Origin of the sequence: Streptomyces sp. NPDC059788 (assembly GCF_042732265.1) — a bacterium.
Taxonomy (GTDB): domain Bacteria; phylum Actinomycetota; class Actinomycetes; order Streptomycetales; family Streptomycetaceae; genus Streptomyces.
The window spans coordinates 132,228-159,144 of sequence record NZ_JBHWHY010000006.1 but is presented as its reverse complement, the minus strand read 5'-3'; the positions used below and the strand labels follow the sequence as shown (position 1 = coordinate 159,144).

Here is a 26,917-nt window from a genome sequence, read left to right as displayed (position 1 = left end):
CTCGTCATGACGGTTCTTGAGCAGCGCGGCAGCAGTAGGAGCGGGAGCTACTGGCCCGCACCGCCGCCCGCGTGGCGCCCCCGCGTGGATCCCGCGCCCCTCCTGCCCGACGCGGAGCCGTACCGGCTGCTGGGCACGGACGCCGCCGCCCAGGTCGACGCCGGGCTGCTGACCGGGCTGTACGAGCAGCTGGTGCGCGGCCGCCGGTACAACGCCCAGGCCACGGCCCTGACGCGGCAGGGCAGGCTGGCGGTGTACCCCTCCTCCACCGGCCAGGAAGCGTGCCAGGTCGCCGCCGCGCTGGCGCTGAAGGAGCAGGACTGGCTCTTCCCCAGTTACCGCGACACCCTCGCCGCCGTCGCCCGCGGCCTCGACCCCGTACAGGCCCTCACCCTCCTGCGGGGCGACTGGCACACGGGATACGACCCGCGCGAGCACCGCATCGCCCCGCTGTGCACCCCGCTGGCCACCCAACTCCCGCACGCGGTGGGCCTCGCGCACGCCGCGCGCCTGAAGGGTGACGAGGTGGTCGCGCTCGCCCTGGTCGGCGACGGCGGCACCAGCGAGGGCGACTTCCACGAGGCGCTGAACTTCGCCGCGGTGTGGCAGGCCCCGGTGGTCTTCCTCGTCCAGAACAACGGCTTCGCGATCTCCGTACCGCTCGCCAAGCAGTCCGCCGCGCCGTCCCTCGCCCACAAGGCGGTCGGTTACGGCATGCCGGGCCGCCTGGTGGACGGCAACGACGCGCCCGCGCTGCACGAGGTCCTCACCGAGGCGGTCGAGCGGGCGCGCCGGGGCGGCGGACCGACGCTCGTCGAGGCGCTCACGTACCGCATCGAGGCACACACCAACGCCGACGACGCCACCCGCTACCGCACCGACGCCGAGGTCGAGCAGTGGCGCGGACACGACCCGATAGCCCTGGTCGAGCGCGAGTTGGCGGAGCGCGGCCTGCTCTGCGACGAGTTCGTGCAGCGCACCCGGGACGGCGCCGAGGAAATGGCCGCCGACCTCAGGGACCGCATGAACCAGGACCCGGCCCTGGACCCGATGGACCTGTTTGCGCATGTCTACGCCGACCAGACCGGCCAGTTGCGGGAGCAGGCGGCGCAGCTGCGGGCCGAGCTGGAGGCCGAGGCCGCGGGCACCGGAGAAGACACGACCGCCGAACGCGGGACGGCGGGCGGCACGGCAGGGGAGGAGCGGCCATGACGGCGACCGCGGCGGAGACCGGGCGCAAGCCCGCCAGCATGGCGCAGGCACTGAACCGCGCGCTGCGCGACGCGATGGCCGACGACCCGTCCGTCCACGTGATGGGCGAGGACGTGGGCGAGCTGGGCGGGGTCTTCCGCATCACGGACGGCCTGGCGAAGGAGTTCGGCGAGGAGCGCTGCGGCGACACCCCGCTCGCCGAGGCGGGCATCCTCGGTACGGCGGTCGGCATGGCCATGTACGGGCTGCGTCCGGTCGTGGAGATGCAGTTCGACGCCTTCGCCTACCCCGGCTTCGAGCAGCTGATCAGCCATGTCTCCCGGATGCGCAACCGCACCCGGGGCGCCATGCCGCTGCCGTTGACCATCCGCGTCCCCTACGGCGGCGGAATCGGCGGGGTCGAGCACCACAGCGACTCCTCCGAGGCGTACTACCTCGCCACCCCCGGCCTCCAGGTCGTCACCCCGGCGACGGTCGCCGACGCGTACGGGCTGCTGCGGGCCGCCATCGCCTCCGACGACCCGGTGGTCTTCCTGGAGCCCAAGCGGCTGTACTGGTCGCGTGCCGACTGGTCCCCCGACGACCCGGCGCCGGTGGCCCCGCTGGGCCGCGCGGAGATCCGGCGGCCCGGCAGCAGCGCCACACTGATCACGTACGGTCCGTCGCTGCCGGTCTGTCTGGAAGCCGCCGAGGCGGCCACGGCGGAGGGCTGGGACCTGGAGGTCCTCGACCTGCGCTCGCTGCTTCCGTTCGACGACGAGACGGTCTGCGCCTCGGTGCGGCGTACGGGGCGCGCGGTCGTCGTGCACGAGGCCACCGGCTTCGGTGGCCCCGGCGGGGAGATAGCCGCGCGGGTCACGGAGCGCTGTTTCCACCACCTGGAGGCGCCGGTGCTGCGCGTAGCGGGCTTCGACATCCCGTATCCGCCGCCGATGCTGGAGCGCCACCACCTGCCGGGCGTCGACCGGATTCTGGACACCGTCAGCCGGCTCCAGTGGGAGTCGGACTGGACCGAGGGGAGCGGTGACTGATGGCCGTGGTCCGTGAATTCACCCTGCCCGACCTCGGCGAGGGTCTCACCGAGGCGACGGTGGTGCGGTGGCTGGTCGAGGTCGGCGAGGTCGTGGCCGTCGACCAGCCGGTGGTCGAGGTGGAGACCGCGAAGGCGCTGGTGGACGTGCCGTGCCCGTACGCAGGCGTGGTCACCGCGCGGTTCGGTGACGAGGGGACGGAGCTGCCTGTCGGGTCGCCGCTGCTGACGGTGGCGGTCGGTTCCACCGCGACGGTCGGTGCCGCCGCGGCAGCCGGTTCCTCCGCGACCACCGGTTCCACTGCGACGGCCGGGGCTGCCGCGGGAGCCGGGCAGGGTGCGGAAGCGGGCCGGGCGCCCGGGGCGGGGACGGGCGCGGCGGGCGAAGGAGCCGGGGCGGAGCGGGGCTCCCGAGGAGGAGACGGCGAGGCGGCGGCCGAAGGGTCGGGGAACGTGCTCGTCGGTTACGGGACGAGCGCCGCGGCGGCGCGTCGGCGCAGGGTCCGGCCGGCGGCAGGGGCCGCTGCGGGGGCGCCCGGGGCCGGGGCGGTTCCGGAGCGGAGCGGCGAGGCTCGGGTGCCGGGCGAGGCCCTGGAGCGGGGTGGTGCCCCGGGCGGGCCGGTGCCGGTCATCTCGCCGCTGGTGCGGCGGCTGGCGCGGGAGCACGGCCTGGACCTGCGGGAGATACGGGGGACGGGCCCGGAGGGGCTGATCCTGCGTACGGATGTCGAGCGGGCGGTGCGTTCGCGGGGCACCGTGGGGTCGGGCACCGGAGGCGTAATCGGAACGGGCACCGGAGCCGGGATCGGGGCCGGAACGGGAGTTGGAGCCGAGCCCGGGGTTGGACTCGGAGCTGGGACCAGGGCTGGACTCGGAGCCGGGCCCGGGGCTGGGCTCGGGGTGGGGAGCGTGCCGACGGCTGGTTCAGGAAGCGCGTCCATGCCGGGAAGCGCGCCCGGTGCGGAAGGCGGGTTCGGGCCGTATGGGGGGCTGCCGGCGGAGGCCGAGCGGATACCGCTGCGGGGGATGCGGGGCGCCGCGGCGGAGAAGTTCCGGCGCAGCCGCCAGGAGATCCCCGACGCGACGTGCTGGGTGGACGCCGACGCCACGGAACTGCTCGCCGCCCGCCGGGAGATGAACGCCGTCGGCGGCGCCAAGGTGTCGTTGCTCGCGCTGCTGGCCCGCGTCTGTACGGCCGCCCTCGCGCGCTATCCGCAGCTCAACGCCACGGTCGACGCGGAGGCCAACGAGATCGTGCGGCTGCCCGCCGTACATCTGGGCTTCGCGGCGCAGACCGACCGCGGGCTGGTGGTGCCGGTCGTACGGGACGCGCACCGCCGTACGGCCGAGGGGCTGTCCGCCGAGATGGCGCGGCTGACCGAAGCGGCCCGGACCGGCTCGCTCGGCCTCGCCGAGCTGACGCACGGCACCTTCACGCTCAACAACTACGGCGTCTTCGGCGTCGACGGCTCCACGCCGATCATCAACCACCCCGAGGCCGCGATGCTGGGCGTGGGCCGAATAACCCCGAAGCCGTGGGTGCACGAGGGGGAGTTGGCGGTACGCCAGGTCGTACAGCTGTCGCTCACCTTCGACCACCGGGTGTGCGACGGGGGGACCGCCGGAGGGTTCCTGCGGTTCGTCGCGGACTGTGTGGAGCGGCCGGCGGTGTTGTTGCGCGCGTTGTGAGCGGGCCCGGTCGGTGATCGGGACGGTCCCGGCGATACTCAAGGGGTGACCGACGACCAGTCCGCTCATGACCGGGGCCCGTGTGACGACACCGGGGGCAGCGCATCCGGGCCCGACGGTGTCGCGCGCGCGGCGGCGCCGGCGGGTTCGAGTCCGGAGCGCGGCGCCGACGAGGCCGACGACGCGGCGTGCGCAGCCGCTTCGCCCGGGTCCGCTTCGCCTGGCTCCGTTCCCCTCGTTTCGGCTCCACCCGGCTCGGCTCCACCCGGTTCCGTGCCGTGTGGTGCAGCCGGGCGGTACGACGTGATCGTGCCGGCCGGGGGTGCTGCCCGGCGGCTCGGCGGGGCGGACAAGCCCGCACTGTCCGTCGGCGGCCGGTCGCTGCTGGACCGGGTGCTCGACGCCTGCCCGGACGCGGCGACCGCCGTCGTCGTCGGCCCGCGGCGGCCCACCGCGCGGCCGGTCGTCCACGCCCGTGAAGAGCCGCCCGGCGGTGGGCCGCTCGCCGCGCTGGACGCGGGCCTGCGGCACACCACGGCCCCGGTCGTGCTCGTGCTCTCCGCCGATCTGCCCTTCCTGACGGGCGCGACGGTACGGGCCCTGCTCGCGGCGGTGGAGGAGACCGACGGCGCGCTGCTCCGGGACGCGGCGGGCCGCGACCAGCCGCTGGTCGCGGCCTACCGGGCGGAGCCGCTGCGCCGCGTGCTGGACGCCGTACGGGCGGAACGCGGGGCGCTCGACGGGCTGCCGCTGCGTGCGCTGCTCGGGCGGCTGACCCTGCGCCGCGTGCCCGACCCGACGGCCACGGCGTCCTTCGACTGCGACACCTGGGAGGACATCGAAGCGGCACGCGCCCGTATCAGGGAGCATGGAACCGTGTTGGACGAATGGATCACCGCAGCCAAGGCCGAACTGGGCATCGAACTCGATGTCGACACGGCGGCACTCCTCGACCTCGCGCGCGACGCCGCGCACGGCGTGGCCCGCCCGGCGGCGCCGCTGACGACCTTCCTGGTCGGTTACGCGGCCGCTCAGCAGGGCCGGGACGTGTCCGCACTGGCGGAGAAGGCGGCCGCGCTGGCCAACCGCTGGGCCGCCGAGTCCGCCGAGAACGCCGACGCCACGCCGGAGGCCGCGCCCGAGGCCAAGCCGAAAGCGCAGCCGGAAAAATGACGGACGGGGAGTTCGACGACGCGCTGGCGCTGGCCAACGGCGGCTCCGTCGAGATGCCGCGCCGCGATGCCTGTCGGCCTACGGGTCACCGTTCGGATGCCCACCGGCCCGACCAGCACCGGCCCGACCAGCACCGGCCCGACCAGCACCGGCCCGACACACAGGGGACCGACACCCACCGCGTCGACACCCACCGCGTCGACACCCGCCGCGCCGATGCCCACCGCGCGTCGGGCCCGTACGAGGACGGTCGCTCGCCCTACGCCGGTGCCGGCAGCGGTGTCGATGGCGGGGGTGCTGACGCCGATGCCGGTTCCGATGTCGGTACACGTTGGACACCGGTGTCCGGGTACGGTCCCGCCTCTGGGTACGACACCGGTGTCCCGGGGCGCACGCCCGCGTACGGCGCTTCCCGCACGCCCACTCCTGGCGTTCCCGGCGGCACGCCCACCCCGGGCGTTCCCGGCCGCACGCCCGCCCCCGGGGACCATTACGCGCCGGTCTTCGACGACGGTTACGCCTGGATCTTCGACGACCGGGAGCCGACCCGGGAGACCGGCGGGAGCAGGAAGGCGCCGACGGCCGGTACGGGCCTGGACGCCGATACGCGCCTGGGCCCCTACACGCCGTGGGACACCTGTAGCGCGGCGTCCCCGGAGGCGCACGAGCCGTCGTCCGAGCCCGGCAGTTCGGCGCAGCGCCCGCCCGCGCGCCGCACTCCCCCTCCCGCGCGCCCCGGCGACGCGCCGGTGCCGGCCACAGCGGTCCCGTCGTCGGCAGCGGAAGCCTCCGCGTACGGCCGGCACGGCGAGCACGATCAGCACGACGAACGTGGCCAGTACAGCAAGCACGGCCAGCAGGGCCAGCAGGGCCAGCACGGCCAGCACGGCCAGTACAGCAAGCGCGGCCAGCGCGACCAGTACGACCAGCACGATGAGCGCGACCAGAGCCCCCCTCACGACGGCCCCAACCACCCCGACGCCCCCAACCACCCCCACGACCACGGCCGCCGCACCCGGCACGATCTCCCCACCCCGACCCCTTGGCGCAAGGCACGGGGCATCGCCGCTCGCGCCCCGCACGGACCGCTGCCCCCGGTCGTCTGCCCGCTCGGCAGCGCCGCGCTCGGGCGCATCCTCGCCGAGCCGCTGTGCGCGCTCACCGACCTGCCGTCCTTCGACACCTCCGCGATGGACGGCTGGGCGGTCGCCGGTCCCGGCCCCTGGCACCTCGCCGCCCGTAGCCGAGACGACGCGGACGAGCGCGGCATCCTGGCCGGTCACGAGTCGTCCGAAGCGGTCGCCGACGGCGATGCGGTACCGATCGCCACGGGTGCGCGCATCCCGCCCGGCGCCACGGCCGTACTGCGCAGCGAACACGGCGAGGTCCGCCGGCGGTCCGACGGCAGCGCACTGCTGTACGCACCCGCCCCCGTGCCGCCGGGCCAGGACATCCGGCCGCGCGGCCAGGAGTGCCGCCGGGGTGAGCAACTCCTGCCCGCCGGCGCCCTGGTGACCCCGGCCGTGCTCGGTCTGGCCGCGGCGGCGGGCTATGACGAGGTGACGGCGTATGCCCGTCCGCGCGTCGAAGTGTTCGTGCTGGGCGACGAGTTGCTGCACGACGGCCTGCCCGCCGACGGGCTGATCCGGGACGCGCTCGGCCCGATGATCACGCCCTGGCTGCGCGCGCTGGGCGCGGACGCCGGGCCGCCCCGCCATCTCGGCGACGACCCCGAGGCGTTGTACGACGCGCTCGCGGCCTCGACCGCCGATCTGGTGATCACGACCGGGGGAACGGCGTCCGGGCCCGTCGATCATGTGCATCCGACGTTGCGCAGGCTGGGCGCGGAGCTTCTGGTGGACGGTGTCGCGGTACGGCCCGGTCACCCCATGCTCCTCGCCCGCCTCCCGCACCACCCGGGCCCCGAGCACCCGAAGGGCACCACTCGCACCGAAGGCCCCACGTCCGCGTCCGCCCCCGCCCCCGCCCGCCTCCTTGTGGGGCTCCCCGGCAACCCCCTCGCCGCCGTATCGGGCCTGCTCACCCTGGCGGAACCTGTGCTGCGCACGCTCTCCGCGCGCCGCCGTACCCCCGTATACCGGGCGCCGCTGACCGCCGCCGTGCCCGGCCATCCGCACGACACGCGGCTCGTCCCGGTCGCCTTCCGGGACGGTACGGACGACGAGTGGGACGGCGACGGCGGCGCGGTCGTGCCGCTGCGCTTCAGCGGGCCCGCCATGCTGCGCGGCATCGCGGCGGCCGACGCGATGGCCGTCGTACCGCCCGGCGGCGCGGCGCGCGGCACCGAGGCCGAACTCCTCGACCTGCCCTGGACGGCCGACGGCTCGGCCGACGCGGTGACGGGCTGGACGCCCGAAGCATTCGACGCACCCGCCGCACCCAGCACGTCCGCCGCACCCAGCACATCCGTCGCCCCCAATGCGCCCGCCACACCCAACGCAGCAGACACACCCAGCGCCTCCAGGGCCTCCAACGCCCCCAACACGGGCACCACGGCAGCCCCACCCACCCGCCCGAACGTTTCCGCGGACCGGCCCTCCCGTATCACCCCACCCGGCCCCACCGACCCGACCGGCGGAGGCGCCGCGTGAAGCTCCCCACCCACGACGCCGCGGCGCGTGAGGTCCCCGAGGACTCCAGTCACCGCATCGTGCTGCCCCGCCGCACCCCGGTGGCGCCGCTGCGGCAGGTCGCGCGCCGCCTTCTGATGGCCCTGCTCGTGCTCGTCGCGACGGTGGCCATCGTCTGGATCGACCGCGACGAGTACCACGACAACGCCAACGGCTCGGTCGAATTCCTCGACTGCGTCTACTACGCCACCGTGACGCTCTCCACCACCGGTTACGGCGACATCGTCCCGTACGGGGACGGCGCGCGGCTGCTGAACATCCTGCTCATCACGCCCCTCCGGGTCCTCTTCCTGATCATCCTGGTCGGCACCACTCTCGAAGTCCTCACCGAGCGCACCCGCGAGCAGTGGCAACTGAACCGCTGGAGAAACGCCTTGCGCGACCACACCGTCATCGTCGGCTTCGGCACCAAGGGCCGGTCCGCGGCCCAGACCCTGCGCGCGACGGGCCTGACCCGCGACCGCATCGTCATCGTCGACCCGAGCCCCAAGGTCATCGACTCGGCGGTGGCCGAGGGCTTCGCGGGCGTGGTCGGCGACGCGACCCGCAGCGACGTGCTCGTACGGGCCGAGATCCAGCGCGCCCGCCAGGTCGTCATCGCCACCCAGCGCGACGACACGGCCGTCCTGGTCTCGCTGACCGCCCGCCAGCTCAACAAGAAGGCCAACATCGTCGCCGCCGTACGCGAGGAGGAGAACGCGCCGCTGCTGCGCCAGTCCGGCGCCGACATGGTCATCACCTCGGCCAGCGCCGCGGGCCGCCTGCTGGGTCTGTCGGTGCACAGCCCCAGCGCCGGCACGGTCCTGGAGGACCTGATCCAGCAGGGCAGCGGCCTGGACCTGATCGAGCGTCCGGTGGTGAAGGCCGAGGTCGGCAAGTCGGTACGGGAGACCGAGGACCTGATCGTCTCCGTGCTGCGCGGTCACCGGCTGCTCGGGTACGACGACCCGGCGGCCAGCCCGTTGCAGCCCGCCGACCGGGTGATCACCATCGTCCGGGCGGCCACGGAAGAGGTGGACGGACCGGTCAAGCCCGGCTCGAAGCCGATGATCCCGGGGACCGGGGTGTCCCCGATGTCGCCGGTGCGGCGCGACGACCAGAGGTAGCCCGCGGCCCGGCCGCCTGCCCTGGCCGTCCGCCCCGTCCGCCCGCCCCGGCCGTCCGTCCGCCCTGACCGTCCGCCCCGGCCGCCCGCCCTGGCCGTCTCTCCCCTCCCTCGCGCCCGCCCGCGACGGCCAGGGCCACCCCCTCCGGACCCCGCCACCGGACCGCCTCCGTACGCAGTCCCGCGCGGGCGAGTAGCCTCGCGGCCATGCGTGCGATCACCATTCCCGAACCCGGCGGCCCCGACGCCCTCGTATGGGCCGAGGTGCCCGATCCGCAACCATCCGAAGGGGAGGTCCTCGTCGAGGTGGCGGCCACCGCCGTCAACCGCGCCGACCTCCTCCAGCGCCAGGGCTTCTACGACCCGCCGTCCGGCGCGCCCCCGTACCCCGGCCTGGAGTGCGCCGGCCGCGTCAAGGCCCTCGGCCCCGGGGTCAGCGGCTGGTCGGTCGGCGACGAGGTGTGCGCGCTGCTGGCGGGCGGCGGGTACGCGGAGCAGGTCGTCGTCCCCGTGGGGCAGCTGCTGCCCGTGCCGAAGGGCCTCGACATGGTCGCGGCGGCCGCGCTGCCCGAGGTGACGTGCACCGTTTGGTCCAACGTCTTCATGATCGCGCACCTGCGGCCCGGTGAGACGCTGCTCGTGCACGGCGGCTCCAGTGGCATCGGCACCATGGCGATCCAGCTGGCCAAGGCCGTCGGCGCCCGGGTCGCGGTCACCGCGGGCAGCGCCGAGAAGCTGGCCCGCTGCGCCGAACTGGGCGCCGACATCCTCATCAACTACCGGGAGCAGGACTTCGTCCAGGAGCTGCGCAAGGCCACCGACGGCAAGGGCGCGGACGTCATCCTGGACATCATGGGAGCCAAGTACCTCGGCCCGAACGTCAAGGCGCTGGCCACCAACGGGCGGCTCGCGATCATCGGCCTCCAGGGCGGGGTGAAGGGCGAGTTGAACCTCGGCGCGCTGCTCACCAAGCGGGGCGCGGTCACCGCCACCTCGCTGCGCGGGCGTCCGCTGGCCGAGAAGGCGGCGATCGTCGCGGCGGTACGGGAGCACGTCTGGCCGCTGATCGAGAACGGCCGGGTCCGGGCGATCGTGGACCGTACGCTGCCGATCGCCGAGGCGCCCGAGGCACACCGGGTCGTGGACGCGAGCGGCCACGTGGGCAAGGTCGTTCTGACGGTCTGAGCCCGGCCCGCACCCGGGGGCGGCGGGTACGAGGTCCGGGGCCCGGCCCGGGTACGAGCCCGGCCCGCGCCCCGGATCGCGCCCCGTCTCGCACTCCGGCACGGGCCCCGGCGCGCGCCCCGGTACGAAGCCGTACGAGCCCCCACGCGCCCCGATACGCCCCCCGCGCACCCTTACCGCCTCCGACATGCCCGAGATGCCGCGAATATCCCCTCATGTGACGCTGAGGAGATCAAGCGACAACTCCGCAGGTACGGGAGGTCATGGGCGTGACTTCAGGACTCGTGGCCCCGGAACCCGCCCACCGCTCCCCCCATCACTGCCCCCGCCCGTCCCCCTCGCGCTCTCGCTGCCGCTGCCGCTCCCACCGGCCCCCTATCCGCATCGCCGCCGGTCTGCTGCTCGCCGTCACACTGCTGCCCCTTCCCCACACGACAGCGACAGCGACAGCAGCAGCGGCCTCCACGGCAGCAGCCTCCGCAGCGGTTTCCGGCATCGCCAACCCTCCGGGCCCTGCCCACCACCGTGACGACGACGCCCGCGACCCCCAGCCCGCCCCCACAACAAACCCCGAGGCCCCCACCCCCGCTCCCACACCCACTTCCACGCTCGCCCCCACTCCCCACCAGGCCCCCACCGACCCTCTCACCGGGCTCGGCCCCCTCTTCCCGATCCCGCTCGGCCCCTTGCCCGGCTCCGGAACCGGTTCATCCCGCCCGGCCGCCCCGTCGGAGACCGGCACGTCCACCCCGGACGCCCCCTCCGCCGATGCGGGCGCTCAAGGCGCCCAAGGCGCCCAGGACGCCCAAGGCGGCCCGTCCCGGCCCGCGTCCCCCGCCGCCTCGCCCCGGCCCACCGGGAAGGCCTCGCCCCTCCCCACCGCCTCCCGCAGGGGTGACCTGGCCGGACGCCTCGCCCACCGGCCCTACGTACCGCTGCCGCCCCTCCAGGCCCCCGCCTCGTCGGCCGCCGGGGCCAGGCCGCACGGCCCCTCCCGGTACGCGCCCGGCGCCGTGCCCGGGGCCGCCTCCGCCGCGTCGCGGGCCCCGTACCCCGCCACCGACCAGGGCAACGGAGTCCACCGTGTCCTGCCGCTGGGCGCGGGCATGGCCCTGACCGGCCTCGGGCTCGCCTTCATCGCCCTGCGACTGAGGCGCGCGTGACCCGCTGGGCCCGCCGCCCGCCCGCTCCCCGGACCTCACACCAAAGCTCGTCCCCACCCGGAGGTTGGATCATCTTTCTCCCAGGGCACAACCGTTCCTAGTCAGCTGTACGAGAGAATGGCGGCATGGATATGCCGATGAACGAACGGTCGCAGGAGAGCCCGCACGTCCTGGTTGTCGGCCCGGACGGAATGGCTCTCGGCAGCGCCGGCTCCGGTGGCGGGGACGGCGACGACGAGTCCCGCGAGGTTCCCGTGACGGACATGGTGGAACAGCCCGCGAAGGTCATGCGCATCGGCAGCATGATCAAGCAGCTTCTGGAAGAGGTGAAGGCGGCGCCGCTGGACGAGGCGAGCCGGGTCCGGCTGAAGGAGATCCACTCCAGCTCGGTCAAGGAGCTGGAGGACGGCCTAGCGCCCGAGCTGGTCGAGGAGCTGGAGCGGCTGTCGCTGCCCTTCACCGACGACTCGGTGCCCACGGACGCGGAACTGCGCATCGCGCAGGCTCAGTTGGTGGGCTGGCTGGAGGGCCTTTTCCACGGTATCCAGACCGCGCTGTTCGCCCAGCAGATGGCGGCCCGCGCCCAGTTGGAGCAGATGCGGCGTGCGCTGCCGCCCGGTGCGGTGCCGGCCGAGGACATGGAACAGCCCGCGCCCGGCCAGGGCGGCGCCCGCTCCGGCCCGTACCTCTGATCTGCCGGCGTCTGCCCTCCAGGCCTTCGACCTGCCGCCGGCCCGGGCCGGACAGGTCTTGTTTACCCCCCACCCCCGATACCCCCGGATGAACCCCATCCCCGGATGAGCCCCATCCCCGATGAACCCCGCCCCCGAATGAACTCCCCCCGATGACCCCAATGAAGAGGGCCCGCCGCGCCTCGCGCGCCGGGCCTCTCTCATGTCCCCGCCCTACCTCATGCCCCGGTCCTACGAACTGCGCCCCGTCGACACGGTCAGGTGAATCTTCTCGCCCGACTTCGGGTCCCACATGGAGATCGGCGACTGGCCGATGACGGTGTTCTTGCCGTAGAGGGAGTTGTTGCGCTCGGAGACGTCGTACGACCAGCCGGCCGCGTCCATGCACTTCTTCACCGAGTCCAGGTTCTTGCCGTAGAAGGACGGCAGGAAGATCTTGCCCTTCTGGCTGTAGCTCTGGACCGGGTCGGTGCACCGCGTGGTGGCGATCGTGGCCGTGGGGTCCTCGCTCCGGACCGAGGGGGACGGCGAGTAGCTGTACGCGTGGGTGGGGCGCGGGTTCGGGCTGTCGCCGCCCCCGCTCAGGCCGATGCCGATGGCGATCGCGGTGACGACGACCACGCCGACGATGGCGCAGACGATGACCACCGGGGTGTTGCCCCGGCCGCCGGAGCGGTTGCCGCCGGGCCGCGGGCCGACCGGCTGGGGCGTGGGGCCGGGGGCGGGCGAGGGCGGGCCCGCGTACGGCGGCGGGGTCTGGAAGCTGTTGTTGAAGGGGGCCGGGCCCTGGGCGGGGATCGGCGCCGGCGGCTGGTAGGCGTTGACCGGCGGCGGCGTGGACGGCGCGGTGGGGCCGAAGCCCGGTCCGCCGTTCGCCGCCGGGCCGGGGCCCATCGGCGGGCCTGCCTGGGGCGCGGCCTGCGTCGGCTGGTACGGCGTCTGGACGCTGGGCGGGGCGGGGGTGTGCGGCCCGGCGGCGTTCGCCGAGGCGGCCGGGAAGACCGCGGAGGACACCGAGGAGCCGCTGGTACGGGCCCGCGGGCCCTCGCTGATGATGAGCGGTGTCGCGCCGGGCTGGCCCGACCCGGCGACGCGCAGGCACTCGTCCCGCATCGCCTCGGCGGTGGGGAAGCGCTCGTTGGGGTTCTTCTTCAGGGCGCGGGCGATCAGCGCGTCGACGGCGGGCGGCAGCGACCGGTTGATGCCGGAGGGGACCGGCGGCTCCTCCTGGACGTGCGCGTACGCGATGGCCAGCGGCGAGTCCGCGTCGAAGGGCAGCTGTCCGGTCAGCAGCTCGAAGAGCATGATGCCGACCGAGTACAGGTCGGAGCGGGCGTCCACGCCGCGGCCCAGCGCCTGCTCGGGGGAGAGGTACTGGGGAGTGCCGACGACCATGCCGGTCTGCGTCATCGAGGTGACGCCGGACTGCATGGCGCGGGCGATGCCGAAGTCCATGACCTTGACGACGCCGCGCTTGTTGAGCATGACGTTGCCGGGCTTGATGTCCCGGTGGACCAGGCCCATCTCGTGGCTGACCTCCAGGGCGGCCAGCACGTCGGCGGTGATCTTCAGCGCCTTGTCGGTGGGCATCGCGCCGTGCCGGGCGATGTCGCTGTCCAGGTCGGAGCGGAGCGGCCGGCCCGTCACGTACTCCATGACGATGTACGGCACCATGCTGCCGTCGAGGTCGTCCTCGCCGGTGTCGAACACCGAGACGATGTTGGTGTGCGTGAGTTTGGCCACGGACTGCGCCTCGCGGCGGAAGCGTTCGCGGAAGGCCTGCTCGCGTCCCAGCTCGGTGTGCAGGGTCTTGATGGCGACCTCGCGGTCCAGCACGCTGTCGTACGCGAGGTGTACGGACGCCATGCCGCCGGCGCCCAGCAGGTCACGGAGCCGGTAGCGTCCCCCGCCGACCGAACGGCCCTCGAATTGGCCCTGAGCGCCGTCCTGGCTCATGGTTCCGCTTCCCCCTTGGCGCGCTGTTCCTGCGCACGTGTCGCGGCGCGCCGCGCCTCGTGGCTGTGTGCCGGGCCCGTCCGTGCGGCGACACATGACGTGTTGACGTGTACAGACGTTACTCAACGTCGCGGGCCCGCGGCACGCGCGGCTGCGGACGTGCCGAGATCAGTATGGGTTGTGCCGAGATCCCGTCCGAATCGCAGCCCAGTTTGCCCCAGGGCCCGGACACGTCAAGCCGTGTGCCCGTTCCGTGACCAGATGCGCAAGATCCCATTACGGTCCTGAAGCCTGCACAGCGCCGCTCGGCCTCTGATTACCCCGGGTCAACTTGCGACAATGGGGCTGTGGAAGGTGTGATGACCGGTCCATCACGGGACCGGCGTGTGCCGCGGAGCCTGTAGCGTGCTCTAGCGAAGACCGAGACCTTACCGCTGTGATGCGGATCGATACGACGGCGAGGACCGATGGCACCGACGCAGAGCCCCCAGGGCCCGTCCGATCCTGATGCCACCGGCTCCAACTCTCCTGATGCAAATCTCCCCGATGCACCGGAGATGTGGGGCAATGGCGGTTTGGTGGGCGACGGCCGCTACCGGCTCACGCACCGGCTCGGCCGTGGCGGCATGGCGGAGGTGTTCGCCGCCGAGGATGTGCGTCTCGGTCGCACCGTCGCCGTCAAGCTGCTGCGCGCCGACCTCGCGGAGGACCCGGTCTCCAAGGCCCGCTTCACCCGTGAGGCGCAGTCCGTCGCGGGCCTGAACCACCACGCGGTGGTGGCGGTGTACGACTCCGGCGAGGACTACGTCGGCGGCAGCACCGTGCCGTACATCGTCATGGAGCTGGTCGAGGGCCGCACCATCCGCGACCTGCTGCTGAACGCGGACGCCCCGCCGCCGGACCAGGCACTGATCATCGTCTCCGGGGTGCTGGAGGCGCTGGCCTACAGCCATCAGCACGGCATCGTGCACCGCGACATCAAGCCCGCGAACGTGATCATCACGCATGGCGGCGCGGTCAAGGTGATGGACTTCGGCATCGCCCGTGCGCTGCACGGCGCGCAGTCGACGATGACGCAGACCGGCATGGTCATGGGCACGCCGCAGTACCTGTCGCCCGAGCAGGCCCTCGGCAAGACCGTGGACACCCGCTCCGACCTGTACGCGACCGGCTGCCTGCTGTACGAACTGCTGGCCCTGCGCCCCCCGTTCACCGGTGAGACGCCGCTCTCCGTCGTCTACCAGCACGTCCAGGACATGCCGGTGCCGCCCTCGGACGTCGCCGGGGCGGTGCCGCCGGAGCTGGACGGCCTGGTGATGCGCTCGCTCGCCAAGGACCCGGACGACCGCTTCCAGACTGCGGAGGAGATGCGCGGGCTGGTCCAGTACGCCCTGCAGATGCTCCACGAGCAGGGCGGCCACACCGGTACGTGGAACACCGGCCCGGTCGCCGTGCACCAGGGCGGCCACACCCCGGCCATGGGCTCCGCCGCCGCCACCACCGCCCTGCCGCACCCGGACCAGGGGCACACCACGGCGCAGCCGATCCTGCCCCCCGGTATGCGGGACGGGGACGGCGGCTACGAGGGCGGGCACCGGCCCGCAAAGAGCAGCCGGGGCAAGATCTGGCTGATCGCGGCGCTCGCGGTGATCGCCATTGCGGTCGGCGTGGCCATCGCGCTGCAGAGCGCGGGCGGTGACGGGAAGAAGGACCCGACGCCGACCAAGAGCCCGTCGGCCTCCCAGAGCTCCGAGGACGAGCCGTCCGAGTCGCCGTCCGACGAGGCGTCGCCCTCGTACTCGCAGCCCGGCAGCACGGGCGGCAACAGCGGTACGTGGAACCGGCCGTCGACGCGCTACCCGAGCACGCCGCGCACCTCCAAGCCGCCCACCACCCCGCCGCCGACGACCAAGAACCCGTCGACCCCGCCGCCCACCAAGCCGACCAACGGCACGTCGAACGGCGGCAACACGAGCACCGGCAGCGACGGCGGCAACGGTGACTCCGGCGGCAACACGTCGAACGGCAACACCAGCAGCGGCAGCACGAACGCGGGGACCACCGCCGGCAGCGGTCCGGCCGGCACCGGCGCGAACGGCGACCTGGTCGACTGACCGCGCCGCCCCGCACCACAACCGCACCGCTTGGCGCCTGATCCGACGGGCGGCCGGACCACCGGCCGCCCGTCGCGGCGTTTCCGGCCCCCTGCCGCCCTCCTGGTGGAAGCGTTCACTCCGTGAACGCGCCCCGCACCGCCGCGTACTCCCGCGTCCACCAGACGGCCAGTGCCGCCGAGGCCGGGAACTGCGGATCGGCGCGCCGGTCGCCCATCCGGTAGCGCCAGTCGAGCATCCAGAAGTCGTTGAGGCGCTCCCACCACACCCGGTGCACGGCGGCGGCCAGTTCCGCCGCGCCGGCCCCGGAGGCGCGGCGGTAGGCGGCCGCGTAGGCCCGTACCTTCGGCAGGTCCAGGGTGCCCGCCGGCTGTACGAAGAAGATCGCGGCGGCCCGTACGGCCTCTTCGGCGCGGGGGTGTACACCCAGCCGGTCCCAGTCGACGATGGCGGCGGGTTCGGCGCCCCGGTAGAGCAGGTTGAGCGGGTGGAAGTCGCCGTGCACCCAGCCGGTGGCCGGCACCTGCGCCGCCCCGGGCCGCCGGTGGGCCTCCCGTTCGAGCAGGGACCGGCGCTCCAGCAGCCGGTGTTCGGCCAGTTCGTCGAAGCTGCTGCGCGGCCGGGACCGGCGGGCGAGCGCGAGCAGTTCGTCGATCATCTCGAAGGTCCGCGCGGGATCGGCGCCCGCGTGCTCGTACGGGGGTCCCGGGCCCGCCGGGTCGCCCGTTATGACCTGCTCCAGCGCGGTGTGCACCCGCCCCAGCAGGGCGCCCAGGCGGCAGGACTGGAGGCGGGTGAGGGCGGCGCCGTCGCGGTGCCGGCCCTCGACCCACGGGTGCAGGGCGTAGCAGCGGCCGCCGAGGACGGTGACGGTACGGCCGTCCGCGTCGGCGAGCGGCGGGGCGACCGGCAGGCCGAGCGCGCCCAGGCGGCGCGTGGCGCGGTGCTGGCGGGCGATGGCGGCCTGGTCGCCGTCGAGGTGGTGCTTGAGGAAGTAGCGGCCGTGTGTGGTGGCGAGGCGGTAGCCGCGGTTGAGCAGCCCCTCGGCGACCGGCCGGCACGCCAACGGCTCCCCGGCGCCGTAACGGCGCAGCAGGGAGCCGAGGGTGGGTCCGTCGGGCGTGGTCATCGCCCGGACATCGGATGAGCGCAGCACGCGCCAGATGTTAGATCACTGCGTCACGCTGAGTGGGCGTAACGGAACACAGGGACATCGCAGAGGTAGTGGACCTTGACAAACTCCGGTTCTATGCGGAGGAAAACCGGGTCGAAGGGCTCGCCGTCGGCCAGCCGGGGGGTCGGGCCGAACAGCTCGTAGACGGTGGTGTCCGGGACGATGACGCGGGCGGTGCCGGTGAACTGGACGGACCAGGTGTCGTTGGCGCCGGAGTTGACGTTGTCGGCCTCGTAGGCGACGACGTTCCCGTCCAGGGCGCGGTGGTAGCCGTAGCCGCGATGCAGCCGGAGCAGGAGGCGGCCGTCGGTCACGACGTGTCGCGTGACGGCGGTGAAGGGCAGTGCCCGCTGGCTGGCCGACACCCGTCCGTAGGGGACGCGGTTCAGCAGCTCTATGGCGTGTAGATCGTCGGTGGGCATGGATACACCCTGCCGTGCCGGTGCCCGCGAAAGTAGGGGCACCAGCCCTCGTGGAAACGGGACGTTGGTCCTGAATCGTGCGGGGTTTTTCCCTACGTGGGTGTTTGGCGAGGTCAGAAACGTACTGACGGGTACGAAGTTTTTACCTTTCTTGAATCATCACCCAGGAAAGGGAGCCGCGCACTTTCCGTTACGCGAGGTTCCCGGAAAGGCGCCCGGCCTCCGTCAGTGCCGCTCCGCCTGCATCCGCGCCACGTACGCGGCCGCCTGCGAGCGGCGTTCCATGCCCAGCTTCGACAGCAGGCTGGAGACGTAATTCTTGATCGTTTTCTCCGCGAGGTGCAGCCGCTCGCCGATGACCCGGTTGGTCAGTCCCTCGCCGATCAGGTCGAGGATCTTGCGCTCCTGCTCGGTCAGGTTGGCCAGCCGGTCGTCGCCGCGGGCGGCGTTGCCGTCCCGCAGCCGCTCCAGTACGCGGGCGGTGGCCACCGGGTCCAGCAGCGACCTGCCGGCCGCCACGTCCCGTACGGCGGTCAGCAGCTCGTTGCCCCGGATGGCCTTGAGCACGTAGCCGGACGCGCCCGCCATGATGGCGTCGAAGAGGGCCTCGTCGTCCGCGAAAGACGTGAGCATCAGGCATTTGATGTTCTCGTCCTGGGAACGGATCTCCCGGCAGACCTCGACACCGCTGCCGTCCGGCAGCCGGACGTCCAGCACGGCCACGTCGGGACGGGTCGCAGGGATCCTGACCAGGGCATCTGCGGCCGTGCCGGCCTCGCCGACCACCTCGATGTCCGCTTCCACGGAGAGCATCTCGTGGACGCCGCGCCGCACGACCTCGTGGTCGTCGAGCAGGAATACCGTGATTTTTCCTTCTTCGCGCACCTGCTCAGTCTCACACACGAACTCTTCCCGTGCTCCAGGTCACCGATATAACGTGCCGTTGTCCCGGCGGACTGCAACGCTGTGAACAGGGGATTGCCGACTGGTCGGCGCATTGCTCGGAAATCCAAGCAAAATACTTGGAACCCCAAGCAAAGTCGCAGGTCAGGGCCCCTTTCGCCTAGGCTCCGGAAGTAGGGCACACCGCCCCTTCCGGCAGGCCGTGGCCGGGGCACCTTGTTCCACCCGGGCCGCGCCGTGCCGCACACACCCCGTGCGCCGTATCGGATACCGGGTGAGCCGCAATACGGCCACCGGCGGACCCCGGGGGCCGGACAGACGGAGGAGCAGCACGTGACCGTGGAGAGCACTGCCGCGCGGAAGAACACCCGCGGTGGCGGCAAGCGCACCACCGCAAAAAAGGCGGCACCCGCCAAGGCGAAGGCGGCGGCCCCGGCCGATGCCGAGCAGGACCAGCTCGTACAGCTGCTGACGCCGGAAGGCAAGCGCGTCGAGCACCCGGAGTACGCCATCGACCTGTCGGACGCGGAACTGCGCGGGCTGTACCGGGACATGGTCCTCACGCGCCGCTTCGACGCCGAGGCGACCACCCTCCAGCGCCAGGGCGAGCTGGGCCTGTGGGCCTCGCTGCTGGGCCAGGAGGCCGCGCAGATCGGCTCCGGGCGCGCGCTGCGCGACGACGACTACGTCTTCCCGACCTACCGGGAGCACGGGGTCGCCTGGTGCCGCGGCGTGGACCCGACGAACCTGCTGGGCATGTTCCGCGGCGTGAACAACGGCGGCTGGGACCCCAACAGCAACAACTTCCACCTGTACACGATCGTCATCGGCTCGCAGACGCTGCACGCGACCGGCTACGCGATGGGTGTCCAGAAGGACGGCGCCGACTCGGCCGTCATCGCTTACTTCGGTGACGGCGCCTCCAGCCAGGGCGACGTGGCCGAGTCCTTCACCTTCTCCGCGGTCTACAACGCCCCCGTGGTGTTCTTCTGCCAGAACAACCAGTGGGCCATTTCCGAGCCGACCGAGCGCCAGACCCGCGTCCCGCTCTACCAGCGCGCCCGCGGCTACGGCTTCCCCGGCGTACGGGTCGACGGCAACGACGTCCTGGCCTGCCTGGCCGTGACCAAGGCGGCTCTGGAGCGGGCCCGCGCCGGCGAGGGCCCGACCCTGGTCGAGGCGTTCACGTACCGGATGGGCGCCCACACCACCTCCGACGACCCGACGCGCTACCGCCCGGACGAGGAGCGCGAGGCGTGGGAGGCCAAGGACCCGATCCTGCGGCTGCGCACCTACCTGGAGAACGAGGGCATCGCCGACCAGGCGTACCTGGACTCCGTCGAGGAGGAGAACGAGGCCCTCGGCAAGCGGGTGCGCGAGGTGGTGCGCGCGATGCCGGACCCCGACATGATGGCGATCTTCGAGAACGTCTACGCCGACGGGCACGCGCTCGTCGACGAGGAGCGCGCGCAGTTCGCCGCGTATCAGGCGTCGTTCATGGACGCGGAGGAGAACTGACCATGACCGTCTTCGAGAAGATCACGCTGTCCAAGGCGATCAACGAATCGCTGCGCGCCTCCATGGAGGCCGACTCCAAGGTCCTGGTCATGGGCGAGGACGTCGGCAAGCTCGGCGGCGTCTTCCGCGTCACCGACGGCCTGCAGAAGGACTTCGGCGAGGAGCGGGTGATCGACACCCCGCTCGCCGAGTCCGGCATCGTCGGCACCGCCATCGGCATGGCGCTGCGCGGCTACCGGCCCGTCGTGGAGATCCAGTTCGACGGTTTCGTCTTCCCCGCGTACGACCAGATCGTCACCCAGCTCGCCAAGATGCACGCCCGTGCGCTCGGCAAGGTCAAGGTGCCGGTCGTCATCCGCATCCCCTACGGCGGCGGCATCGGCGCGGTCGAGCACCACTCGGAGTCGCCCGAGGCCCTCTTCGCGCACGTCGCGGGCCTCAAGTGCGTGTCCCCCTCGAACGCCTCGGACGCCTACTGGATGATGCGCCAGGCCATCGAGAGCGACGACCCGGTCATCTACTTCGAGCCCAAGCGCCGCTACCACGACAAGGGCCGCCTGGACACCGAGGCGATCCCCGACCAGCTGCACAAGGCGCGGGTGGCGCAGCCCGGTACGGACCTGACGCTCGCCGCGTACGGCCCGACCGTCAAGGTCTGTCTGGACGCGGCCAAGGTCGCGGCCGAGGAGGGCAAGTCGGTCGAGGTGCTGGACCTGCGCACGATCTCGCCGATCGACTTCGACGCGGTGCAGGCCTCGGTCGAGAAGACCCGGCGGCTGGTCGTCGTCCACGAGGCACCGGTCTTCCTCGGTACGGGCTCGGAGATCGCCGCCCGCATCACGGAGCGGTGCTTCTACCACCTGGAGGCACCGGTGCTGCGGGTGGGCGGTTTCCACGCGCCGTACCCGCCGTCCAGGCTGGAGGACGAATACCTGCCGGGTCTCGACCGGGTGCTCGACGCGGTCGACCGCGCGCTGGCGTACTGAAGGGCTTGAGGAGTAGTGACCATGACTGCAACCGAGCAGCGCTTCCGCGAGTTCAAGATGCCCGACGTGGGCGAGGGGCTCACCGAGGCCGAGATCCTCAAGTGGTACGTACAGCCGGGTGACACCGTCACCGACGGGCAGGTCATCTGCGAGGTGGAGACCGCCAAGGCCGCCGTGGAGCTGCCCAGCCCGTTCGAGGGCGTGGTGCACGCGGTGCACTTCGAGGAGGGCGCCACCGTCGACGTGGGCACCTCGATCATCGCGGTGGACACCGACCCGGGCGCGGGCCCGGCCGAGGCCCCCGCGGCGGCCGAGGCCGCACCCGCCGCCGAGGAGGAAGCCGAGCCGCAGGGCCGGCAGGCCGTCCTCGTCGGTTACGGCGCGGCGCCCTCGTCCACCAAGCGGCGGGCGCGCAAGCCGCAGGCGGGCGTACCGGCGCAGGAGCCGGCCGCCGCGGCGGTCCAGGCGGAGCTGAACGGGCACGCGGCTCCGGCCCCGGCTCCGGCCGCCCCGGCCGCCCCGGCTGCCGTCCCCGCAGCCGGGCGGCCGCTGGCCAAGCCGCCGGTCCGCAAGCTGGCCAAGGACCTCGGCATCGACCTGGCCACGGTCACCCCGACCGGCCCGGACGGTGTGATCACCCGCGAGGACGTGCACGCCGCCGCCGCGCCCGCGCCCGCCGCCGAGGCACCGGCTCCGGCCCCGCAGCCGTCCGCCGACGTGGCCACCGGCGGCTCCGAGGCCGTCCGCGCCCGGGAGACCCGTATCCCGATCAAGGGCGTACGCAAGGCCACCGCGCAGGCGATGGTCAACAGCGCCTTCACCGCGCCGCACGTGACGGAGTTCGTGACCGTCGACGTGACCCGCACGATGAAGCTCGTCCAGGAGCTGAAGCAGGACCCCGACATGGCGGGCCTGCGCGTCAACCCGCTCCTGCTCGTCGCCAAGGCGCTGCTGGTCGCCATCAGGCGCAACCCCGAGGTGAACGCGGCCTGGGACGAGGAGAACCAGGAGATCGTCCGCAAGGACTACGTGAACCTGGGCATCGCGGCGGCCACCCCCCGCGGTCTGATCGTGCCGAACATCAAGGACGCCCAGGCCAAGACGCTGCCGCAGCTGTCCGCCGCGCTCGGCGAGCTGGTCGCCACGGCCCGTGAGGGCAAGACGGCGCCCGGCGACATGGCGGGCGGCACCGTCACCATCACCAACGTGGGCGTCTTCGGCGTCGACACCGGCACCCCCATCCTGAACCCCGGGGAGTCGGCGATCCTCGCCTTCGGCGCGGTCAAGCTCCAGCCCTGGGTCCACAAGGGCAAGGTCAAGCCCCGCCAGGTCACGACGCTGGCGCTGTCCTTCGACCACCGTCTGGTCGACGGCGAACTGGGCTCCAAGGTCCTCGCGGACATCGCGGCGATCCTGGAACACCCCAAGCGACTGATCACCTGGGCGTAACCTTTCGGGCACCACACGCGGGCGGGCCCGGGACGACCGACGAGGTCGTCCCGGGCCCGCCCTGCGGTGTCTTCGGTGCCCGCTCTCAGCCCCGGATGATGTCCACGGCGCGGCTGAAGTGCCCCACGGGCCCGCCCGGCGCGGAGTGGTCGGCCTGTGCCGCGCCCTTCGTCAGCGCGATACCGCCCCACAGCGCGGCCACGAGCAGCGCGACCATGACGGTGGTCCGAGCACGTCGGCCGGCGTTCGTCCTGGACTGCATGGTGGTCTCCCCTTGCGTACGGTGCGGAGCCTGCCTGTCGGCCCCTCCCTTCCATTACGTCACGGGAAATCGCCGATCTCGTACGCGCCAGGTACAGACTCACGTCAGCCTTAAGTCGGACACCCGATACATCCTTCGGCAGATCCCGGCGGCCGGGACGGGGCCGTCGGGCGGGGGCGGGGCGGCAGCGGGCCGCCGGCCGGGGCGGCAGCGGGCCGTCGGCCGGGGCCGCCGGCGGGGCCGTCCCGGCCGAAATGGAGTTGCCCGCTCCGCCCTTCCTGCCTACCGTCTGCCGGATGAGCACCCCGATGACCATCCGCCCCTGCCGCCCCGCGGACGAGCCGGCCGTCACCGGCCTGTGGCCCCGCGCCGTACGGCAGTCGTCCCGGGCGGACACCTGGGTCGCGGTGGACGGGCGCAACGGTGTCGTCGGCCTCCTCGTCCTGCTCGGCTCCGAGATCGGCGGCCTGTACGTCGCCCCCGGGGCGCAGCGCCGCGGTATCGGCACCCAACTCGTGGAACATGCCGCGTCGCTGCACGGCGCGCTCACGCTGGAAGTTCCAGGCGTGAACACGGCTGCCCGCGCCTTCTGCACCCACCTCGGCTTCACGGAACACTCCCGCCGCACCGACGAGGCCACCGGCGAGACCCTGGTCGCCCTCGACCGCCCGGCGCCCCTCCGTTCCGTCGGCTGGCTGCACGTACGGGACGGCCGTCTGCTCAGCGTCCGTACGCGCGGTAACGACACGTTCTACCTGCCCGGCGGCAAGTACGAACCGGGCGAGACCGCCCCCGAGGCGCTCTCCCGCGAACTCTCGGAAGAACTGGGCCTGAGCGTTGCGGCTTCCGACCTCACCGAGGCCTTCGTCATCCACGCCACGGCTCACGGCGTGAACGCCGGCCGCCGCCTCCACATGACCTGCTTCACCGGCGGCCCGCAGGACATCGCCCCCGCCCCCGGCCGCGAGATCGCCGAGTACGCGTGGTTCGACCGCCACGAGGCGCGCGAACGCTGCGCCCCCGCGCACATGAAGGTCGTCAACCGCCTGATCGCCCAGGGGCACATGGCCGCGTAGCGGAGCGGTCGCGGAGCTCCATCTCCGCCCACACGGTCTTTCCGACCGTCCGCGGCTCGGTCCCCCACCGGTCGGCCAGCCCGCCCACGAGCACGAGCCCGTAGCCCGAGGTGGAGCCCACCCCACGCCTCTTCCGCGGCATGCGCTCACCGCGCGGGTCACTCACCTCGATCCGCACCACCGTCGCGCTCATCACCAGCCGCACCCGGAACAACCGCCCCCGCAGCGACCCGTGCAGCAGGGCGTTGGTCGCCAACTCCGAGACGATCAGCGCCACATCCCCGGCCCGGTCCGCCCGCCCCCACTCCGCCACCAGCCGCGCCGTTCGCCGCCGGGCGAGGGAGACGCTGCGCGCGGTGGGGGTGTAGTCGAGCTTGTCTTCGTGGGTGAGTTGGGGAACGGGCATGGCGATCGCCTCCGTCGGGGTGCCAACGTTCTCGCTGTGCGAGCGAGTCGACACAGACGGTAGTGTTGCTGTGCGTAATGAGGCAAGTAGCACGCGCAGAAATTTCTACTCGCGATAGCTTGGTCAACTCGACGGGAAGGGGCGGGAGATGGCGGGTGACCGACCCGAACGCGGTACTTCGGTTTCGACGGTGCTGGGACGCAGACTGGGCGGCGAACTGCTGCGTATGCGTGAGGCACGGGGCCTGCGCCAGACCCATGCGGCGGAGGCGTTGACCGCTTCGGTCCCGAAGGTGGCGAAGATGGAGCGCGGGTTGGTTCCGATGCGGGACCCGGACATCCGTGCGCTGTGTCATCTCTACGAGACGGACGACGCGGCCACGTTGGGGCGTCTGCTGAGCTTGGCGAAGCTGGACCGCGAGAGGCGTAAGGCGAAAGGGTGGTGGCACCACTCGCCGAATGCGGGGTCGCTGACCGAATACGTCGCTTTGGAAGACGTGGCGAACCGGGTACGGAACTGGCAGTTGTCGCTGGTTCCCGGGCTGTGCCAGACCCGTGCGTACGCCCGGGCGCTTGAGGTGAGTTACGGGGCGTGGCAGGACCCGGATGAGATCGAGCACGTCGTCGAAGTCAGGATGCGCAGGCAGGCGAGGCTCGGTGGAGAGCAGCCCCTCCAGATGTACGCCGTGGTCTGGGAAGCCGCACTCCGGCAATTGGTGGGCGGCGCCGAGGTCATGCGCAAACAGTTGGAGCACCTGACGGACCTGGCCGGGTTGCCCAACGTAAGGCTGCAAGTTCTGCCGTACCGGGCAGGCGGTCACCCGTGCATCACGGGCCCGTTCAATATCGTCTCGTTCGCCGAGACCGAGGCGGTGGACGTCGTACACGTCGACGGCATCGCCTCTACCGTCTGGGTGGAGAACGCGGACGACAGTGCCACTTACGCGGCGTTCTTCGACCGGACCGCCAGGCTGAGCCTGGCCCCACGCGACTCGGTCGCTCTGATCGACACAATCCGCAAGGAGCTCTGACCTGTGAGCGAATTTCAGTTCGCCAAGTCCAGCTACAGCAGCCCGGGCGGAGGCGAGTGCGTCGAGGTGGCCACCAACGTCCCCGCCGTCGTGGCCGTCCGCGACTCCAAGAACCCCTCCGGACGCACCTTGCTGTTCGGCGACCGCGAGTGGCTGGCGTTCCGGTCCGCCGTGGTCGACGGGCGGATACGCGCAGCGCTGCTCACCGGGCGGCATCAGTAGGGCGACACGGTGCGCTGAAGGACGTGCACGCAGATCGTGGCGGTGAACGCCAAGCCGTCGATACCGCCGATGACGTGGTCCGCGGTGGGGTCGTACTCCCAGCGCCACTCAGCCACCGGTGACCGCGGCGAGCATCGTCGCGGTCGGCCGGCATCTCGGGTACCCGTGTGGGCGCGATCCGCGAGCGGGCAGCACGCAGGCTGGGTGGCGTCGTGCCTTCGCAACCTAAGGCGGCGCACGGGCCGCGCGCTGCTGAGGCGAGATGGCGAGCCCGGTCGGACTCGCGTCGGCGCACCGGGCATGACGCGTTGCGATCGTGGGCAGGCGGGCCCGGCACAGCCGAGCGTGGAAAGGAACGTGAGATGCGCAGCAAGTGGGTCCAGCGGGCAGCGGTGGCCGCGAGTGGTGTCGTCGTGGCGGGGGCGTTTCCGCTGGTCGCGGCGAGCCCGGCGCAGGCGATGTCGTGGGACTGCCAGCAGTACCTGCGGCACGCGGGCTACAACGTGCCCGTCGGCGGCAAGGCCGCCAACGCGTGCTCGACCGCCGAGGACGGTGAGGGGTCGGCGACCTCGCTCGACCGGTGCAGGCAGCAGCTTGAGGGGATTCACGTCAAGGACAAGCACGTGAAGCCCGCCTGCAAGAAGGGTGCCGCGCGATAGGGGCGCGCCCTGTACGCGAAAGGGCCCCGGCGATGTGCTTCGCCGGGGCCCTTCCGCGTGTGTGGTCGGCTGGTCAGGCGGGGGCTTCGCCGTCGGCCGGTGAGATGTCGGCGCGGAGGCTGACCGCCGCGCGGCGGGACTCCTGGGCGCTGCGACGGTACTGGGCGGCCTGCTCCCGGCGGCCGTGCTGTTCGTGCTCGCGGGCGAGGATGTCCTGCGCGTCGGCCAGCGCGAGCGTCGCGGTGACCGCCAGGTTGTGCAGTTGGCGCTCCCGCTCCTCCAGGGCCTGTTGCCGCGCCGGTCCTTCGGCCGCCTGCTGGGCCTCCGTGACAGCCGCCTCGCGGGCGATGGCGTCCTGCTCCCGCGCATCGCGCGCGTCCGCACGGCGCAGCGCCGCTTCGCTGCGCTGCAGCCGGTCGTGGGCGGATATCAGCAGGTGGCGGGAGCGCTCGATGTGCTCGTAGGAGCGCTCCCGCCGGCTGACGGCCGGCCGCCCCGCCGCGCGGGCCTGCTCGTCGAGTTGCCTTTCCCAGGAGGCCAGACGGCCTTCGCGGGCGTCCGCGTCCGCTTCGCGTGAGTTGGCGTTCGCTTCGCGGGCATCCGCGTCCGCTTCGCGCGCGTCCGCGTCCGCTTCGCGCGCGTCGGCGGCGGCCTCCCGCGCGTCGGACAGCCGCTCCCGTTCGTCGACGGCACGTTCACGCTCGTCCAGGTTTGCCGCGGCGCCTTCGGTACTGGACCCGTCGTCCCGTGAGTGGGTGCCCATCTCGGCAGTATGGCCTTGACCGCGGCTGCGGGGCGTGCCGCGGGGGTTCCGCTTTTCAGTCACCGCGCGCTGCTGTC

Annotated in this window: 25 protein-coding genes; 17 read left to right on the top strand and 8 right to left on the bottom strand. The window is 72.7% G+C overall.

Translation table 11 applies throughout. From position 1 onward, the window contains the following. Positions 1-6: 6 nt before the first annotated feature. The 9 genes from pdhA (ACFV57_RS07610) (at position 7) to ACFV57_RS07570 (ending at position 11,900) form a co-directional block, all read left to right on the top strand. Positions 7-1,212 carry a pyruvate dehydrogenase (acetyl-transferring) E1 component subunit alpha gene (gene pdhA / locus ACFV57_RS07610; protein ID WP_385226769.1) on the top strand — a complete coding sequence of 402 codons (1,206 nt, stop codon included), beginning with the start codon at positions 7-9 and terminating at the stop codon, positions 1,210-1,212. Further along, positions 1,209-2,243 (top strand): alpha-ketoacid dehydrogenase subunit beta, encoded by a 1,035-nt coding sequence (locus ACFV57_RS07605; protein ID WP_385226767.1) that lies wholly within the window; start codon positions 1,209-1,211, stop codon positions 2,241-2,243. Before pdhA (ACFV57_RS07610) ends, ACFV57_RS07605 begins: the two co-directional genes overlap by 4 nt. Continuing rightward, positions 2,243-3,931 (top strand): dihydrolipoamide acetyltransferase family protein, encoded by a 1,689-nt coding sequence (locus ACFV57_RS07600; protein ID WP_385226765.1) that lies wholly within the window; start codon positions 2,243-2,245, stop codon positions 3,929-3,931. The genes ACFV57_RS07605 and ACFV57_RS07600 overlap by 1 nt, the downstream gene beginning before the upstream one ends. Positions 3,932-4,204: 273 nt before the next feature. Further along, positions 4,205-5,104: an NTP transferase domain-containing protein gene (locus ACFV57_RS07595; protein ID WP_385226763.1), complete on the top strand. Its 900-nt coding sequence runs from the start codon at positions 4,205-4,207 to the stop codon at positions 5,102-5,104. After that, positions 5,101-7,716, top strand: coding sequence for a molybdopterin molybdotransferase MoeA (locus tag ACFV57_RS07590; protein WP_385226761.1), 2,616 nt, complete (start codon positions 5,101-5,103; stop codon positions 7,714-7,716). The genes ACFV57_RS07595 and ACFV57_RS07590 overlap by 4 nt, the downstream gene beginning before the upstream one ends. Further along, the gene (locus ACFV57_RS07585; RefSeq protein ID WP_385226759.1) at positions 7,713-8,861 is read left to right on the top strand and encodes a potassium channel family protein; all 1,149 of its coding nucleotides are present in this window, start codon (positions 7,713-7,715) and stop codon (positions 8,859-8,861) included. Before ACFV57_RS07590 ends, ACFV57_RS07585 begins: the two co-directional genes overlap by 4 nt. A gap of 206 nt (positions 8,862-9,067) precedes the next feature. Beyond that, the gene (locus ACFV57_RS07580) at positions 9,068-10,045 is read left to right on the top strand and encodes an NAD(P)H-quinone oxidoreductase (protein WP_385226757.1); all 978 of its coding nucleotides are present in this window, start codon (positions 9,068-9,070) and stop codon (positions 10,043-10,045) included. Positions 10,046-10,731: 686 nt separating this feature from the next. Further along, positions 10,732-11,208, top strand: a complete 477-nt coding sequence (locus tag ACFV57_RS07575; protein ID WP_385226755.1) for a hypothetical protein — start codon at positions 10,732-10,734, stop codon at positions 11,206-11,208. A 125-nt stretch (positions 11,209-11,333) separates the two neighbouring features. Then, positions 11,334-11,900, top strand: coding sequence for a bacterial proteasome activator family protein (locus ACFV57_RS07570; RefSeq protein ID WP_385226753.1), 567 nt, complete (start codon positions 11,334-11,336; stop codon positions 11,898-11,900). A 231-nt stretch (positions 11,901-12,131) separates the two neighbouring features. On the opposite strand, the gene ACFV57_RS07565 is transcribed toward ACFV57_RS07570, so the two are convergent. Then, positions 12,132-13,856, bottom strand: coding sequence for a protein kinase (locus ACFV57_RS07565; RefSeq protein ID WP_385226751.1), 1,725 nt, complete (start codon positions 13,854-13,856; stop codon positions 12,132-12,134). Between the two features lie 467 nt (positions 13,857-14,323). On the opposite strand from ACFV57_RS07565, the gene ACFV57_RS07560 reads away from it, so the two are divergent. Next, entirely contained in the window at positions 14,324-15,970 is a 1,647-nt protein-coding gene (locus tag ACFV57_RS07560) for a protein kinase (RefSeq protein WP_385226749.1), read from the top strand. A 115-nt stretch (positions 15,971-16,085) separates the two neighbouring features. Here ACFV57_RS07560 and ACFV57_RS07555 read toward each other — a convergent pair whose 3' ends face one another. The 3 genes from ACFV57_RS07555 to ACFV57_RS07545 form a co-directional block, all read right to left on the bottom strand. Continuing rightward, positions 16,086-17,126: a phosphotransferase gene (locus tag ACFV57_RS07555; protein ID WP_385226747.1), complete on the bottom strand. Its 1,041-nt coding sequence runs from the start codon at positions 17,124-17,126 to the stop codon at positions 16,086-16,088. A 23-nt stretch (positions 17,127-17,149) separates the two neighbouring features. Continuing rightward, the gene (locus ACFV57_RS07550; RefSeq protein ID WP_385226745.1) at positions 17,150-17,566 is read right to left on the bottom strand and encodes a pyridoxamine 5'-phosphate oxidase family protein; all 417 of its coding nucleotides are present in this window, start codon (positions 17,564-17,566) and stop codon (positions 17,150-17,152) included. A 225-nt stretch (positions 17,567-17,791) separates the two neighbouring features. Beyond that, a complete protein-coding gene (locus ACFV57_RS07545) occupies positions 17,792-18,451 on the bottom strand; it encodes a response regulator (RefSeq protein ID WP_385226984.1) in 660 nt (219 codons plus the stop codon). Positions 18,452-18,802: 351 nt separating this feature from the next. Here ACFV57_RS07545 and pdhA (ACFV57_RS07540) point away from each other — a divergent pair, with 351 nt between their 5' ends. The 3 genes from pdhA (ACFV57_RS07540) to ACFV57_RS07530 are packed head-to-tail and all read left to right on the top strand — an operon-like array spanning position 18,803 to position 22,422. Further along, entirely contained in the window at positions 18,803-19,987 is a 1,185-nt protein-coding gene (pdhA, locus tag ACFV57_RS07540) for a pyruvate dehydrogenase (acetyl-transferring) E1 component subunit alpha (RefSeq protein ID WP_385226743.1), read from the top strand. Between the two features lie 2 nt (positions 19,988-19,989). Beyond that, the gene (locus tag ACFV57_RS07535; protein ID WP_385226741.1) at positions 19,990-20,973 is read left to right on the top strand and encodes an alpha-ketoacid dehydrogenase subunit beta; all 984 of its coding nucleotides are present in this window, start codon (positions 19,990-19,992) and stop codon (positions 20,971-20,973) included. 21 nt (positions 20,974-20,994) lie between these two features. Next, a complete protein-coding gene (locus ACFV57_RS07530) occupies positions 20,995-22,422 on the top strand; it encodes a dihydrolipoamide acetyltransferase family protein (RefSeq protein ID WP_385226739.1) in 1,428 nt (475 codons plus the stop codon). A gap of 85 nt (positions 22,423-22,507) precedes the next feature. Here the strand turns inward: ACFV57_RS07530 and ACFV57_RS07525 are convergent, their stop codons facing one another. Beyond that, entirely contained in the window at positions 22,508-22,684 is a 177-nt protein-coding gene (locus ACFV57_RS07525) for a hypothetical protein (RefSeq protein ID WP_385226737.1), read from the bottom strand. A gap of 296 nt (positions 22,685-22,980) precedes the next feature. Between ACFV57_RS07525 and ACFV57_RS07520 the strand changes: the two genes are divergently transcribed. Beyond that, positions 22,981-23,760 carry a GNAT family N-acetyltransferase gene (locus tag ACFV57_RS07520; protein WP_385226735.1) on the top strand — a complete coding sequence of 260 codons (780 nt, stop codon included), beginning with the start codon at positions 22,981-22,983 and terminating at the stop codon, positions 23,758-23,760. Here ACFV57_RS07520 and ACFV57_RS07515 read toward each other — a convergent pair. Continuing rightward, on the bottom strand, positions 23,723-24,166 hold the full coding sequence (locus ACFV57_RS07515) for an ATP-binding protein (RefSeq protein ID WP_385226733.1): 444 nt from the start codon (positions 24,164-24,166) through the stop codon (positions 23,723-23,725). The two genes, ACFV57_RS07520 and ACFV57_RS07515, sit on opposite strands and share 38 nt — an antisense overlap. Before the next feature lie 148 nt (positions 24,167-24,314). On the opposite strand from ACFV57_RS07515, the gene ACFV57_RS07510 reads away from it, so the two are divergent. Continuing rightward, positions 24,315-25,196, top strand: coding sequence for a helix-turn-helix domain-containing protein (locus ACFV57_RS07510; protein WP_385226732.1), 882 nt, complete (start codon positions 24,315-24,317; stop codon positions 25,194-25,196). 3 nt (positions 25,197-25,199) lie between these two features. Beyond that, on the top strand, positions 25,200-25,418 hold the full coding sequence (locus ACFV57_RS07505; protein WP_385226730.1) for a DUF397 domain-containing protein: 219 nt from the start codon (positions 25,200-25,202) through the stop codon (positions 25,416-25,418). Here ACFV57_RS07505 and ACFV57_RS07500 read toward each other — a convergent pair. Next, the gene (locus ACFV57_RS07500; protein ID WP_385226728.1) at positions 25,412-25,534 is read right to left on the bottom strand and encodes a hypothetical protein; all 123 of its coding nucleotides are present in this window, start codon (positions 25,532-25,534) and stop codon (positions 25,412-25,414) included. The genes ACFV57_RS07505 and ACFV57_RS07500 overlap by 7 nt on opposite strands. A 246-nt stretch (positions 25,535-25,780) precedes the next feature. Between ACFV57_RS07500 and ACFV57_RS07495 the strand changes: the two genes are divergently transcribed. Further along, positions 25,781-26,077: a hypothetical protein gene (locus tag ACFV57_RS07495; protein ID WP_385226726.1), complete on the top strand. Its 297-nt coding sequence runs from the start codon at positions 25,781-25,783 to the stop codon at positions 26,075-26,077. Positions 26,078-26,150: 73 nt separating this feature from the next. On the opposite strand, the gene ACFV57_RS07490 is transcribed toward ACFV57_RS07495, so the two are convergent. Continuing rightward, positions 26,151-26,840 carry a hypothetical protein gene (locus tag ACFV57_RS07490; RefSeq protein ID WP_385226724.1) on the bottom strand — a complete coding sequence of 230 codons (690 nt, stop codon included), beginning with the start codon at positions 26,838-26,840 and terminating at the stop codon, positions 26,151-26,153. Positions 26,841-26,917 lie beyond the last annotated feature (77 nt).